12 protein-coding genes are annotated in these 14030 nt (G+C 59.7%); 1 reads left to right on the top strand and 11 read right to left on the bottom strand.

Annotated features, from left to right (window positions below):
* Positions 1-382: 382 nt before the first annotated feature.
* Positions 383-586: a hypothetical protein gene (locus IT585_04545; protein ID MCC6962503.1), complete on the top strand. Its 204-nt coding sequence runs from the start codon at positions 383-385 to the stop codon at positions 584-586.
* A gap of 6 nt (positions 587-592) precedes the next feature.
* Here the strand turns inward: IT585_04545 and IT585_04540 are convergent, their stop codons facing one another.
* From IT585_04540 to pilM, 11 genes are all read right to left on the bottom strand, one after another.
* Complete coding sequence (locus IT585_04540) at positions 593-1588, bottom strand: glycosyltransferase family 4 protein (GenBank protein ID MCC6962502.1); 996 nt, start codon at positions 1586-1588, stop codon at positions 593-595.
* Between the two features lie 48 nt (positions 1589-1636).
* The gene (locus tag IT585_04535; GenBank protein MCC6962501.1) at positions 1637-2296 is read right to left on the bottom strand and encodes a PD40 domain-containing protein; all 660 of its coding nucleotides are present in this window, start codon (positions 2294-2296) and stop codon (positions 1637-1639) included.
* A gap of 128 nt (positions 2297-2424) precedes the next feature.
* Entirely contained in the window at positions 2425-3714 is a 1290-nt protein-coding gene (locus IT585_04530; protein MCC6962500.1) for an aspartate aminotransferase family protein, read from the bottom strand.
* A 428-nt stretch (positions 3715-4142) separates the two neighbouring features.
* A complete protein-coding gene (locus tag IT585_04525; protein MCC6962499.1) occupies positions 4143-4559 on the bottom strand; it encodes a YjbQ family protein in 417 nt (138 codons plus the stop codon).
* Between the two features lie 10 nt (positions 4560-4569).
* Positions 4570-6267 carry an AMP-binding protein gene (locus IT585_04520; GenBank protein ID MCC6962498.1) on the bottom strand — a complete coding sequence of 566 codons (1698 nt, stop codon included), beginning with the start codon at positions 6265-6267 and terminating at the stop codon, positions 4570-4572.
* Between the two features lie 115 nt (positions 6268-6382).
* Complete coding sequence (locus IT585_04515; protein MCC6962497.1) at positions 6383-8476, bottom strand: Ig-like domain-containing protein; 2094 nt, start codon at positions 8474-8476, stop codon at positions 6383-6385.
* Positions 8477-8527: 51 nt separating this feature from the next.
* Positions 8528-9826 (bottom strand): type IV pilus secretin PilQ, encoded by a 1299-nt coding sequence (pilQ, locus tag IT585_04510; protein ID MCC6962496.1) that lies wholly within the window; start codon positions 9824-9826, stop codon positions 8528-8530.
* A 19-nt stretch (positions 9827-9845) separates the two neighbouring features.
* Entirely contained in the window at positions 9846-11501 is a 1656-nt protein-coding gene (locus IT585_04505) for an AMIN domain-containing protein (GenBank protein MCC6962495.1), read from the bottom strand.
* Positions 11488-12132 carry a type 4a pilus biogenesis protein PilO gene (gene pilO, locus IT585_04500; protein MCC6962494.1) on the bottom strand — a complete coding sequence of 215 codons (645 nt, stop codon included), beginning with the start codon at positions 12130-12132 and terminating at the stop codon, positions 11488-11490. The genes IT585_04505 and pilO overlap by 14 nt, the downstream gene beginning before the upstream one ends.
* A 29-nt stretch (positions 12133-12161) precedes the next feature.
* Positions 12162-12950, bottom strand: a complete 789-nt coding sequence (locus IT585_04495; protein ID MCC6962493.1) for a PilN domain-containing protein — start codon at positions 12948-12950, stop codon at positions 12162-12164.
* A 5-nt stretch (positions 12951-12955) separates the two neighbouring features.
* Positions 12956-14005 (bottom strand): type IV pilus assembly protein PilM, encoded by a 1050-nt coding sequence (pilM, locus tag IT585_04490; GenBank protein ID MCC6962492.1) that lies wholly within the window; start codon positions 14003-14005, stop codon positions 12956-12958.
* Positions 14006-14030 lie beyond the last annotated feature (25 nt).

The raw sequence follows: 14030 nt of genomic DNA, 5'->3' as shown, positions 1-14030 counted from the left end.
TTGGCCATAAACAGCAGTGATTCCGCCAGCGTCGTCTTGCCGCTCGAACCGTGTCCGACTATTCCGATATTGCGAATTTGCTCAGCAAGGTACTCTTTCAAGGTCAGCTCCTCTGTGGAAAAAGGCCTAAAATCATAAGACAAATAGCTTAGCGGAATCGGGCGAATTTGTCAACCGAATTGTCGCCGCTCGCAGGCTCCGCGGAGAGTCGCGCCTGGAGCCAGCGCAGCACAAAAAACGGCACCCAAACCACCGCAGCAATCAGAAGCAGCACCAGACCTTGCAGCCGATGGCGATACTGCGGCTGTGCAGAATCTGCGCAGGCCGCGATTCGTGTCAATTCGAAGTGAAACGGTGTCGATCTTGAAGCATGGAGGAATACATGTACGTCCACTCGATTGCCGGCATTCATCGCGGCCTTGATCTGCTTGACCGCGCCGCGCGCCGAATCGCCGATTTCGAAAACAGCAACCCCGCGCGCGATCAGGTTGATCTGATCGTCGCCGAGCACGCGGTTAAGGCCAACGTCGCCGCCTTGAAGGCCCAAATCGATGCCGGCGGCGCGCTGCTGGATATCTTAGCCTGATTGCCCCTAAGAGATATGACGCACCGCAACCGCTTCGTCAATCACAGCCAATAGCCGATCCCGCCGTCGCGCGTACGAGAATTCCGTCAACACCCGTTGGCGCGCCTTCACGCCCGCGCTGGACGGCAGTGCCAGCGCGCCTCGGATCGCTGCCACAACATCCGCAGTCGCCCAACTTTCGACGATGATCCCGGCGTCGCCGACAACCTCCGGCAGCGCCCCGCCACGACTCACCACCGGCACGCATTCAAACAACATCGACTCCGCGACCGCACAGCCGAAGCTTTCGTGCCGCGACATCTGCAAGTAGACCTGCGCCGGAGCATAGTAGGAGCCGATGTCGGCATACGGCACCGCGCCGACGAGCTTCACGTTGGGCGGCAGGGTGCCCACCTTGCTTTGCAGCACCGCCGGAGCGATTCCGCCGACGTGCACGAAGCTCACGTCCGGCATCTGCGCGGCCGTGGCAAAGAATTCCTCCAGCCCCTTGATTCGCCAGGTGTCTTCCCGGCCATAGCCCACCGTCAACACACTCGGCGACTTGGGGCGCGCGATACCCTCGGCCAGGTCTTCGAAGCCGTGCGGAATCACCTTCGTCCTGGCCGGGTCAACCTGGAAATTCGCCAGCAGATCGTGGTGTGAAGATTTTGAGACCGTGAGCACCCGCGTTGCCCGATTCAGCACCGATTGTGTGGCCTGGCGGTGGAGGAGTCTGCGCGCGGTGCCGTAGTTGAGATCGGGGCGATGCACGACTTCATACCCGCCGATCACCAGCACAATCGGCTTGCCCTGACGTCGCGCCCGCACGACCAGCGGCCAGGCGCGCACGGTCGCAAACCAGACGAACAGCAGGTCGCAGTCGTCCACCAGCCGGCGCGAAGCGGCGGAGGGCCACAGCGCGCGCGGCAGGACGTATTCGACGACTTCGTGTCGTTCGCGCAGAATCCTGGCATCGCGCGTGATGAAGGACGCCGCATTCGCTGCGGCGAGCAGGATTTTCACGGGAGTAAATTACGATAAGCGTCGCTTGCGGACAAAGACTAACTGCCGCTACCGATCGGACGGCTGACTCGGCGGCGCGGGACGGTGCAGCGGAATTTCCTGTCTCTCGCTGACCCGCCCGAGCGAATCGAGCACTTCGAACGCGAACGACGTATCTGCCGCCTGTTTCCAGCCGACCAGTCGCAGGTTCTCGTTGCTCTGGGTCAACTTCTGCCAGCCGTTCATCGGCTTCGGCCTGACGTCGTTCTTCCCTTGCGGCTCCATCAAGTGAATCAGCAGGCGCTGGTCCGGCCCTTTGAAGCCGTAGGCCAGGTACTTGCTGTCGGGACTCCAGATCAGATCGTAGAAGCGCGTCTGGATTCCGAACACCACGAATTTGTCATATTGCTGTTCGCAATTGTAGACGCCTAGCCACTGATCGTCGGTGCCGGACACGAACGCGACCCATTTGCCGTCGGGGGAGGCTGCCATGTGATGGAATTTCTGATTGTCAAAGCGTTGATCAGCCGAGTGCGGAAACGCCATCGGCACGGTGTCCGCCAGATCGGAAACATGCAGCAGTACCGTGCGCTTATTTTCGCCGGAGCGAACGAAGATCTCCGTGCTGTCGCGATTGAGTTGGATTTTCGGGCTGCCCGGTCCGGCGGCATCGGCACACCCGATCAGGATGACGGTCAACGCGGTGGTCGCTATGGCAATGGCTTTCATTATTGCTCTCCACTCAGCTTGTGTGTTATGACTTATACACTCGAATCCCGGCGTTGACAACACAAAAGCAATCGGGCCTGCCCCAGCGGGCAGGCCCGATCAAGATCAGGAACCTCTGCAGTTCTGTCTTAGTCGACCAGCACTTTTTCCAGCCGTTCGACGATATAGTCGGCTTCGGCCTCAGTAATGACCAGCGGCGGGCTGATGCGAATCGTGTGGCCGTGGCTGTCGTTGGCCAAAAGATCCAGCTCCAGCAGCTTGCGGCAGAACTTCATGGCATCGCCGTCCTTGACTTCAATGCCGATGAACAGGCCGCGGCCGCGCACTTCCTTGACATGCGTCGAGCGCTTGGCGACTGCCTCGATCTTGGCCTTCAGATACGCGCCCATTTTCGCCGAACGCTCGGAAAGCCGTTCGCGCTTGAACACCTCGATTGCGGCAATTCCCGCCGCCATCGCCAGCGAATAGCCGCCGTAAGTCGAGCCTTCCGTCCCGGGATGGAAGACCATGTCCATCAATTTCGAGTTGGTGACCAATGCCGACAACGGTACCAGGCCGCCCGAAATCGCCTTGCCGATAATGATTGCATCCGGCGTGACATCCTCGTGCTGGAAACAGAAGTCGCGGCCGGTACGGCCCAGACCGACCTGAATCTCATCAAAAATGAGCATCAGGTCATGCTTGTCGGCCAGTTGGCGCAAGCCCTTCAGGAAGCCGGTCGGCGGAATGTACATGCCGCCCTCGCCCTGCATCGGCTCAACCAGGATGCCGCAAGTATTGTCGTTGATAAGCGATTCGACGCTCTTGAGGTCGCCGTACTGAGCCAGCTTGAAGCCGGGCGTCAGCGGGCCGAAGCCTTCCTTGTACTTCGGTGTTTCCGAGAAGGAAACGACGGTAATCATGCGGCCGTGGAAATTCGACGAGAAGACGATGATCTCCTGCTTGCCGTCCTGAATGCCCTTGGCCTTGTAGCCGTAGTAGCGCGCCAATTTGATGGCAGTTTCGACCGACTCGACGCCGCCATTCTTGCAGAGGGCTTTGTTGCCGTTGTTGCCGAAACGCGGCCCCAGTTGCGGCACGAGTTCGCAGAGATTCTTAAGGAATTGCGCCCGCACGTCGGTGTAAACGACGTTGGAAATTACCGAGCCATAGCCCTTGTGGAGAGCATCCACGATCGCTTTGACGATATGTGGATGATGATGCCCCGGATTGGCAGCACTGTAGGCCGACAGGCAGTCAAGAATCTTGCGGCCGTCCTTGGTGTACAGCCACGCGCCTTCCGTGTGATGAATGACAGTATGCAAGCGGGTGTAGTGGTGTGCGCCGTAAGTATCTTCGAGCTTGAAAACGTCGTCATCCGGCATAGAAGAATAGCCAACGTTTTGGAGGGTCTTTTCCGACACGGCATCGTAGTTCATACACATCACCTCGTTGCTTGAAGATTATCGGCGAACAAGCCACCAATCAGAATTATCGTCTATCAATAATAATATTACGGGAATAATTGTCAACAAGTTTCACTAAAAAATGACGGCGTATATGCAAACCAATAAGCAAGTTACGTAACTGGCTGGCACATATTGTAAAACGAATTTTATTCTGTCGAGGCAATTAAGCGGGATGAAAATTGTCCGACTGACACGCAGCCGCTTGAGTCTTACCGTCAGCCACCGCCCCGCTTGAGCCAGTAGGCGTAGAAGATCACCGCGCCAATCAGGACGATAATACTCAGCCAATTGCTCATTGTGGCCGGCTCAAGATGTCAAGCGTGGGGTTCCGCATACCGCTGTAAGAACGCAGGACGTGGCGCAAGGTTCCTCAGAATCCCGGTGCACAGCGCGACGCGCTATTCGCCCTGAATCTGCACGATGATTTCCCGCCGGCGTGGGCGGTTGTCGAACTCGAGCAGGACGATTTGCTGCCAGGTGCCCAGCATCAGTTTGCCGCCGACAATCGAGAAAGTGAATGAAGCGCCGACCAGGGCAGCGCGCAGGTGCGCGTAGCCGTTGCCGTCACCCCAACTGGCATCGTGGTGATAGGTCTTGTTTGACGGAATCAGCTTCTCAAAGATTTCCGGCAGATCCGCAATCAATCCCGGCTCATACTCGATCGTCGTGATGGCGGCTGTCGAGCCCGGCACAAACGTGAGGGCGGTGCCGTCGATTATGCCGGAATCGGTGACGGATTGCGCGACCCTGAGCGTCAGGTCGATGATATCGCCGTCACCCTTCGTCGTCACCCGGATTCCGAAGTTCTTAAACATGACGCGCGGGTCAGATCGCTCCCAATTTCTGCAGCGTCTCGAGCAGCACGTGGCGGCGCACTTTACGCGTCGAGGTCTTCGGCAGCTCTTCCGTCATCACGATGACGTCCTTGACGCGTTTGTACTCCGCCAACTGATTGCAGTGGCGCAACACTTCTTCGCGCAGTAGCTCGCGAATCTCCGCGTCGTTCAGGCGGTTGCCATTATTGATCGACGCGATGAATTCATAATCGGGAACGACGACGGCGATCGGCTCCTGCCCGGTACCCTTGGGGCGCGGCAGGATGGTGCATTCCATAATGAACGGCGAAGCGTCGATCACGGCTTCGATCTCCTCGGGGTAAATGTTCTTCCCCGCCGGAGTGATGATCACATTTTTCTTGCGGCCGGTGATATGAATGTGTCCGGCGTTGTCGAGGTAGCCGAGATCGCCGGTCATAAAGAAGCCGTCATTCATCACGGCGGCAGTGGCGCCGGGATTTTCGAAGTATCCGAGCATCACCATGCGGCCGCGGACGGCGATCTCGCCGATGCCCTGTTCGTTCGCATCGATGATCTTGACCTCCACTCCCGGCAGCGGGCGGCCGACGGAGGCATAATTGTTGTCGGATTTGTCATTCACCGAGAGCACCGGCGAGGTCTCGGTGAGGCCGTAGCCCTGCAGCAGCAAGATGCCAAGATTGTTGAAGAAGCGCGCAATCTCCGGATCGAGCGCGGCGCCGCCGGAGACGAGCATGCGAATCGAATCGAGCCCGGCCTTGCGGCGCAGCGCTGCGAAGATCAGCGATCCGGCCGGCTGATTGAGCAGCGACTTGGTCAGGTCGGAGAACCTCTGTCCGAACCGCACGAACAGCCGTGCCGGTAGTGACTTCTTCTGCAGCGCGCGCTCGATGCCGCCGTACATTTTCTCGAACAGCAGCGGCACACCGCACATGACGGTGACCTTGAATTGCTTGATGTCCGCCATGACATCGGCCGACTTGAGCGAGCTGACATACACGATCGACGCGCCGATCGACAGCGGATATAGAAAGCCGCAGGTGGCCTCAAACGTATGGTGCAACGGCAGTACCGACAGGAAGACGTCGTCCGGTCCGATCGCCAGACACGCCGTCACAGCCTGCAGGTCGGAGACGATGTTATCGTGCGACAGCATGACGCCCTTGCAGTCGCCGGAAGTGCCGGAAGTAAAGATCAGGATCGCCATGTCGGTCGGCTGCGCCGCCGAGGGACGCAGCTCGCGACCGCGGCCCAGGTCGATCAACTTGTCGAGCGACAGGTCGATCGGCACGCTGCGGTCACGCGGCGGGTCGATCGCGATGATGTCGGGATAGGGCGCCGACATCGACTGTAACTGGGTCAGATCGTCGTAGGTGCTGCCGGCGCAGAACAGATACTTCATCTGCGAGCGCGTGATGATCGAGCGCAATTCCAGATACTTCGCCTGCGGATCGAGCGGCACGACGATCCCCCCCGCCGTCAGGATCGACAAGTAGATCTGCCCCCAGTCGGGAGAATTGGGCGCATAGAGGCCGACGCGGTCGCCGGCGCCGACACCAAGTTCCTGCAGGCCGGCCGCGAGAGTCCGGACGCGATCAGCCAATTCGGAGTACGTCAGGGGACGCGTCTCCTGCCCGTAGCGCAGCCAATAGGCCGGGCGGTCGCCGCAACGATCAGCGGTCGCGAAGAGCAGTTCGTGTATGAGCATGCATCATATAATACCCTGCGACGACCCCCCTTTGGCAAGGGAAAATTGGGAAAACGAAACGGCCCGTCTCGTTGCCGGGACGGGCCGCCTCAACAGGAATTGGAGCAAGTTCGAACTATTCTTCGTTCTTGATCTTCACCTTCTTGGCAAAGGCGACTTCGCCGCGCGGATCGCGGTCGTTGACCGTGATGATCGACGCGCCGATCGAGGCCGGAGCGGTGAAGAACAGGTTGGCTTCGCCATAAGAATCGGTCGTCAGGAAGACGGCCGACAGCGTACCCAGGCTGGCCGAAACCTCAAGGGAATGGCCGCCGAGCGGATTGCCCGCGCGGTCTTTCACCACGATCGAGAACGGGACGGTAGCGCCCGGCTCGATTTCGGGTTCGATGATAATGTCGCAGTTGCCGACGTAGGTATAACCGGTCAGGAACAGCGTCTGGAAGGTGGCATCGGGACCGACAACACCGCCGGCCTGATAACGCACCACCGCGACCGCGCCGATGCCGTCATCCGGCGAGACCGGCGAATAGTCGCGCTTCAGGACTTCGGAGTGGTACTCGGTCTCATAGAGCGAGTTGATCCAGCCGTCCTGCGTGCCGCCGCCATTAATGGTACCGAAATCAGTCTTGAAGGTGACCGGTGTTCCCGGCACGACCCAGTTATTGTTGATGTCGCGCACCTGGATGATCACGGTACCCTTGTCTTCGCCGTCGGCGATGAGCGAGCTGGGGTAAGCCAGCGCGGTCATGTAAACGGAGGGACCGGAGGTGATGAACATCACCGTGTCGCCGACCTGGCCGCCCGCGGTGCTTACGAAGACATGCGCGAGGCCATCGTTGCGCGGATTACCGGAGTACCAGTCGACTTCGACAATACCGTCCGGCCACTGCGTGCCGGTCATCGCTTCGGCCTGCACGGTACCTTCTTCGGTACCAAAGTACACCGAGGTCGAGTCAGGCACGGGGTTGCCGTAGATGTCGTTGACATTGACCGCGATCCGGTTCAGCACGTTCACGACATCCCACGCGCGGATATTCAGGCTGGCCACGCCGACCGACAGGTGCGCCGGCGGACCGGCGTTGATCGTCAGGTGCGTCACCGCTGAGAGCACCGAGCCGGAGGAGGCGCGGAGACGAATTGTTCCCGCGACGGTTCCGGAATAGATGGTCACCGAGGCCTGTCCGGACGAATTGGTCGCAACCGTTACCGGACCGTAGCCCTGGCCCTGGATATTCTCGCCGCCGTTCGGACCGTTGGCGATGGTAAAGTCAATCGGAATGCCTTCCGGCACCTTGTTGCCGTACTGATCGTAGGCCGTGGCGGTCACGATCGAGAATTCGATGCCGCCAACGCCGCGGACGCGCAGGTCCTCGCCGTTGTGGGTCATCGTAATCGACGCGACCGAGGTATTCGGATTCAGCTTCGCCGGAATTTCGGAGTATTCGACTTCGGAGCCGTCGATCATGGTAGCGCGGATATAGACCGTCGTGGCCTGGCTGCCGGCGCGGTAGATCACCGACGCGGAGCCGCCACTGGTTTGAACGGTTGACGGAATTGAACCGATCGGATCCCAACGGCCGTTGGCGTTGGCGTCGAACATCAGACTGTCGATGCCCTGCGTGTAATAGCCGTCCTGATCGCGATCTTCAAAGCGTTCACCCGCGACCAGGTAGAGCACGGTGCCGTCGGCGACGGGGGCGCCGGCGGAAGTCTCGGCCGTGATCGTGACAAACGCGCTGTCTTCGCCGTTGGCCGTCATCAGCGCCGGCGTCAGTTCGATCGAGACGCGGCCGGTGGAGACGGCGGATTCGTTAATGCGCATCGCCTTGCTCTTGAAGTTGCCGCCGGTGGTGGCGGTGAGCGTGGCGTTACCGGCGGAGGACGCGGTAAACACCGCGGCGACCAAACCGCTGGCATCGGAGGTATCCGTCGTCGGTGTGAAGTAGCCGAGCGACGTCGGGCTGACCGTGAAGGTAACTTCGCGGCCGGCGACCGGGTTGCCGTTGGCGTCGGTCACCTGGGCTTCGACAATCACGGTCGAACCCTTGGTGACCTCGGACGACGGCGTCGAATAGATAGTTTCGATGAAGTAATTGCCGCTGCCCGAGAGCGTGTCATCACCGCAGCCAGCGATCACAAACGCGAGCGCGGCGGCGGCAGCGATCATCAACCCGACGGCGAGCTTGCGCAAGGGGGAAATCGACTTCATTGCGATCATCTCCTTAAGGCTGTTAAAGTCCTGAGCTTAATCTCGCCCGAGTTAATTGCCACGATCGCTGTCGGGCGGCGTGCCGGCCAGGCTGCCCTCGACAACGGTCGGAGTTACAAAGATCACCAGGTCACGGTTCTCGACTTTCTTGCGTTCGTAACGGAACAGTGCTCCGAGTAACGGAATGTCTTTCAAAACCGGGATACCGGAAACGTCGTTAATCACATCCTGCGTCGTCAGACCGCCGATGACGGCCGTTTGGCCGTTTTCGACGACGACGTTGGTTTCAGCATTGCTGGTATTGATGATGACGCCATTCGCGTCAAACTGGTACGAGCTGCGTTCCGGCCGCAACGCCATGAGGATCTTGTTCTCCTCGGTGATGTGCGGGGTGACGCGCAGCAGCGTGCCGATTTCTTCAAACGTGATGACCACGTTGCCGGCCTGGTCGAACTGCTTGATCGGAATCTTCTGACCCATCTGGATCTTGGCTTCCTTGTTGTCGACCGTGGTGATTTCCGGGTGCGCCACGATTTTGCCGTGACCGTCGGAAACCAGCGCCGAAATCGTCGCCTTCAGATCCCAGCCATCCTGAATGGTCGAGAAGGTGAAGTTGCCGGCCGGATTGGCGACGCGGTCGAGCAACTGACTCGATTCCTGCGTGTACTCCTTGCCGGAGGAAGTGCGCTTGAAGCCGGTCGACGTGATGTCGATGCCGTACTCTTGCAGCTTCGAGGTCGAGACTTCGACCATCTGGGTCGAGATCCGGATCTGCTTGGTGGCATAATCAAGATCGCTGACCAGCTTGGAGATCTTGGTGACGTTCGACGGCACGTCGCGGACGATCAGGTTATTGGTGCGCTTGTCGATCTGCACCTTGCCGCGCTCCGACAACAGCGGGGTGACGGTCTTCTGCAGGTCTTCCGCGGCGGCATTGTCGATCTTCATCACCGAGGTGTTGAGTTCGGTGAGTTTTTCCTTCTCGGCGTTGTGCTTTTCGAGGGTGGCGACTTCGTCGAGATAGGTCTTGGTCGGCACGACGCGGATGAACTTGGCGGTTTCATCGACGGTGAGGCCGTAGGTCTTGCAGAGAATGTCGAGCGCCTCGCGCCACGTCACGCGCTTCAGGCTGAACGTCACGTTGCCCTGCACTTCCGGAGTCGTCACGATATTCACCTGGCCGTAATCGGCGAGGAAACCGATGACGGTGCGAATGTCGGCGTTTTGGAAGCTGAGGTTTTTGATCGGCGCCGACGGATCATCCTGCGCCAGCGCGGGCTGACCGGCAACGGCCAGGGCGAGCGCGAGCAGGACAATCGCTATCAGGCAATCGAGCTTTTTCCCTAACATTGGTCCCTCTCTCTATTGATTATTGACTGTCTTCCAGATCCAAGGCGACCTGACGGTTCCAGCCGTACTGGCGAATCTGGAAGACCACGCGGTCTTCCGTAATCGACAGCACAAAACCGTTCTTCACGCGATCACCAGTCTGCAGGATGTAGGAGTAGCCGTTGGCATCCTCGAACAGCGCGCGACTGGAACGTTTATCAAGGAGCACGCCGACCAGGCGCAGCGACTCGACATCGGGGATGCGGTCGTAACCGGCGCTCTTCTGGGCGTCCTCGATTAGAGGCTCGAACGGATCGAGACGGCCGCCGGTGTTGTAGACGACGATCTCACGTTCGGGCAGGAATTCGTTGTAGGGGCCGACCTGCGGCGCTTCCGCGTATTCCTCGGTCGGGACTTCCATCAATTCCTCCGCCTGCCGCTGTTCGTCCGCTTCGTTTTGCACGAACTTGATTCCGCGTTTGTATTTCAGGCGGATGCGGTCGATCTTATTGAGCGACGCCGGGGTGTCGGTGTTCTGCGCGAGTTCAGACGTCTCGGCTGCGCCCTCGTCGCCGGCGCTCTTGTCGCGCTGCGCTTGATACTTTTCGCGCACGGCTTCGCTCTTCGACTTCACGGCGGCGTTCGCGTCATCCTGCGCGACTTCCGGCGCGGATTCCGCCTCAGTCTCGTTTGGGGTGTGGTTCAGCGCCGTGCCGACGGTGCCGGCAGCGGGCGGCTGGTTCTCGGCAAACTTCGGTTTCGGATTCACCTTCACATCCGGCAGCGCCGTTTTCTGGCTGGTTGGCGGCTTGATCGACTCGCTCGGAGTCGCCGCCGGCTGCGTGCCCGGCTTGTTGAGCTGCGGGATCACCGCCGAATCCACCACCTTGGCCGGTTCCGACTTGGGTTGCGCTGCAGTCGTCGCGGGCGCGGGCGCCGGCTTGGTCGTCGTCGCCGGAGTAGTTTGCTTCGAATCGGACGGACTGGCGCCATAGATCGTTTCGAGCAATGCCGGATCGCCGGTGACGGTCGGCGGCGGAGTCGAAGTGCCGGCGGTCGGCGGCGTCTGGTTGGTACTCGAATTGGTCGGTTTTTTATTCAGGAGCTTGCCTTCGTCGATCGGCTTGCCGGCCAACTGCAGGTTCTGCTTGGCCGGATCGCTCCGGTCGACCTTGGGGGCGTTGGCTTCATTGCCTTCAATCGCCGGCATCGGTTTCGGTGCGGCCGGCTGCGAGCTGGCCACCACCGGAGCGGCGCCCGGCACCGCCGACCAGGCGGCAAAATCCTGATCGTTCGGCGTGTTGATCATCAGCGTGACGCCGTTGTCGCCGGCCTTGACCTTGTAGGTCACGGTCGCCGCGGCATCAACCACGATCCGGACGATCTTCTCCGGCTCGGTTGAGAACTGGCTGGTGCGGATCTGCTTGATCGTCGCGCCCGGCAGGTTCGCAAACGCGTGCTGCGGCAAGCCGTGGATGGCATCCTTGATATCAACCACGATGCGGTAAGGCTTATTGGCGGCCTGCTCGACAATTTGGTGCGTGAAGTCGCACTTATCGCTGCAGGCGATGGTGAGCTCGGTAAACTGGCCGCTCTTCACCATCTGGAGATTCGTGACCTGGACGGTCGCGTAAGCCGAGAGCGGCGCGGCGACCAGGATGATCGTCAGCAGCAGCAGAAGCTTAGTTCGTAACATTGCCCGGCTCCTCTCCTTCAAACTGCACGCCTTTCAGCTTCTCTTCCGGCTTCACGAAGTAGGTCGAGAGGAAGAAGTTGGCTTCCAGCGTGCGCGTGTCGTAATCACCCTTCTTGCGGTCGGCCGTCTTCTGGGAGGCAACTTCCGGAGGCAGTCCCTTCAGCGTCAGACGCGAGACGTTGGTGATAAACGGGAAATTGGCGACGGCGGCGAGGAATCGTCCCAGTTCATGGTAGGTGCCGATGAACTTGACGCCGTATTCCGACGTGTTGTAGAACGACTCGCTGCTGGCCATTTGCGGCGTCACTTCGCCGATCTTGGCCTGCGCGACCATCGAGGCGGAATGCAGTTGCAGCAGGAAGTCGGGCACCTGCTCTTCTTCCGGCAGCAGTTGTTCGATCGCCTGGTAACGGTCGAGCAGCTTCTCATATTCTTTGCGCAGTCCCGCCAGCGATTTGGCCTTGAGTTCAATCGTTTTGAGATTGGTCATCACCTGCTCGTAGCTGGCGCGCTGGGCACTGAGCCGCTCGCTCGCGGGCTCGAACACCTTCGAGTGCCAGAAGTAGATCGCCAGTATGAACACCAGCGCTACCAGGAGCAGCTTTTGTGTTTTCGGGTCTTTGAAATCCATCTATGCCTCCGGCTCGCTTGCCAAAATCCTTACTGTTCCCTGTAATCCGCGGTATAATCGAAATCGTAGACGTCGTCTTCGTGCCCGGCGGTCGACGATAAGTTGAGATCGTCATCGGAGCCGTCCTCGAACTCGTCGCGCGCGCGGTCAGCATCATAATTCAGACTACAGGTGATCTTGAAGTTGTAGGCCGTGACATCGCCGACGTCTTCGGCGACCGCACGGCTCAATTTGATGTTGTCAAAGAAATCGGATTTCATCAGCCCGATGATGAAGGAGCCGATGGCGTTCAGGCTGTGGGCGTAGCCGTCGATCTCGGCGGTGCCCACGGCCGGACCTTCCAGCGCCGGCGGGGTTCCGGCGGCCGGCGGCGGCGTCTTGGCGGTGCCGCTGGACGGTGGCGCGCTCTTGCCGGGCTGCTGCGGCGACACCGCGCCGATGCTGGGTGGCGTTTCCTGGAAGCCGGTCATCCAGAGGAATTCCGGAATGCGGCTGTTCAGGTCTTCCATCAGCCGGATATAGAAGTCGCGGCGCTGGTCGAGCTTTTCGATCGCCGACACGCGCGCGAGAATCTTGCCTTTGACTTCGGTCAACGCGTCGATAATCGCGATGTCCTTCTTGTAGCGGCCTTCTTCGATGCGCGCCTTCTGGATCAGCTTTTCCAGCCGGCTGACCTGGTGCGTCTGGTAGAAGCTGATGCCGCCGAGGGCGACCACGACCGCGGCCGCGGCGACGCCGACGTACATGAACTTCTTGTCGAAGTTGAGCACATTGCTGCGCCGGCGGTATTCTTTGGGGAGTAGATTGATTTCCAGCATAGTATCTATACCTTCCTTGCTGCCAGTCCAATCGGCACCGCCAGCAGGGGTGCAATTCGCTCCGGCTGGACATTGGTAAAGATGTCGGGATCGTATTCGATGTTGCGCAGCGGGTTGGCGATCTCGATCGGGATATTCAGCTTCGACTGCAGGAATTCCGGCAGGTGCGGCATCAACGCGCCGCCGCCCGACAGCACCACCCAGTCGATCTTGTCAACTTTCGCCAACGACCGGAAGTACGAGAACGCGACTTCCAGGCCGGAAATCAGTTCTTCCGCCGAGGTGATGATCGTCGCCTTGAGCATATCCTGATCGATCGAAGCTTCCATTTCCCCCTTGATCGCCTTCATCGTCAATTCCTGATTCAGGCGGAATTCCTTCTGGATCGTGTCGAAGATGATGCGCCCGCCGGCGGCGACGTCGCGGGTCGAATGATAGATGCCGTCCTTGATGAAGACGACGTTGGTGTTGTCGTAGCCGATGTTGACCAGCGCCGTGACGCGCTCGGGGTGAATATCGTAGTTGATCTCGTAGGCATTGAGCACGGCAAAGGCGTCGGTATCGACCAGCACCGGCCGCAGGTTAGCATCCACCAGCAGATCGAGGTATTGTTTGAGGAAGTCGTTGCGGGCCGCCACCAGCAGTACGTCCATCTTGTTATTGACCTCGTCGACGCTGAGGACATGGTAGTCCATCGTGACATCGTCGAGATCATAGGGCGCCCGCTGTTCGGCTTCGAACAGGATCGCCTGCTCGGCTTCCGGACCGGTCTTGCGGTCGAGTGTGAATTTGTCGGTGATGACGCCGTGACCGGAGACCGACACGACGACGTCGCGCGCGCGCGGGTCGACCATATCGATGACCGACTGGATGTTGAAGATCACGGTGTCGCGGTCCTTGACCTCATCCGAAACAATCGCTTCCGGCGGAAGATCACGGGTCTCCATGGCCAGAAGCGCGTAGGTACCACTGCGGCGCTCGAGCTTGACGCACTTGATGGACGACGCGCCAATATCCAGGCCGACGACCGTCTTGCTGCCTTTGCCAAACAACATATCGTACCTTATCTGTTAAAAGTCG

It is taken from the genome of Candidatus Zixiibacteriota bacterium, from assembly GCA_020853795.1.
In the GTDB taxonomy this organism is placed as follows: Bacteria; Zixibacteria; MSB-5A5; order CAIYYT01; family CAIYYT01; genus JADJGC01.
This window is presented reverse-complemented; position numbering and strand designations above follow the sequence as displayed.

Coding starts and splice junctions, on each gene's coding strand:
- IT585_04495 (MCC6962493.1), bottom strand. CDS start 12,950: ATGCTGGAAATCAATCTACTCCCCAAAGAATACCGCCGGCGCAGCAAT.
- IT585_04545 (MCC6962503.1), top strand. CDS start 383: ATGTACGTCCACTCGATTGCCGGCATTCATCGCGGCCTTGATCTGCTT.
- IT585_04530 (MCC6962500.1), bottom strand. CDS start 3,714: ATGAACTACGATGCCGTGTCGGAAAAGACCCTCCAAAACGTTGGCTAT.
- IT585_04515 (MCC6962497.1), bottom strand. CDS start 8,476: ATGAAGTCGATTTCCCCCTTGCGCAAGCTCGCCGTCGGGTTGATGATC.
- IT585_04535 (MCC6962501.1), bottom strand. CDS start 2,296: ATGAAAGCCATTGCCATAGCGACCACCGCGTTGACCGTCATCCTGATC.
- pilO (MCC6962494.1), bottom strand. CDS start 12,132: ATGGATTTCAAAGACCCGAAAACACAAAAGCTGCTCCTGGTAGCGCTG.
- IT585_04520 (MCC6962498.1), bottom strand. CDS start 6,267: ATGCTCATACACGAACTGCTCTTCGCGACCGCTGATCGTTGCGGCGAC.
- IT585_04505 (MCC6962495.1), bottom strand. CDS start 11,501: ATGTTACGAACTAAGCTTCTGCTGCTGCTGACGATCATCCTGGTCGCC.
- pilQ (MCC6962496.1), bottom strand. CDS start 9,826: ATGTTAGGGAAAAAGCTCGATTGCCTGATAGCGATTGTCCTGCTCGCG.
- IT585_04525 (MCC6962499.1), bottom strand. CDS start 4,559: ATGTTTAAGAACTTCGGAATCCGGGTGACGACGAAGGGTGACGGCGAT.
- pilM (MCC6962492.1), bottom strand. CDS start 14,005: ATGTTGTTTGGCAAAGGCAGCAAGACGGTCGTCGGCCTGGATATTGGC.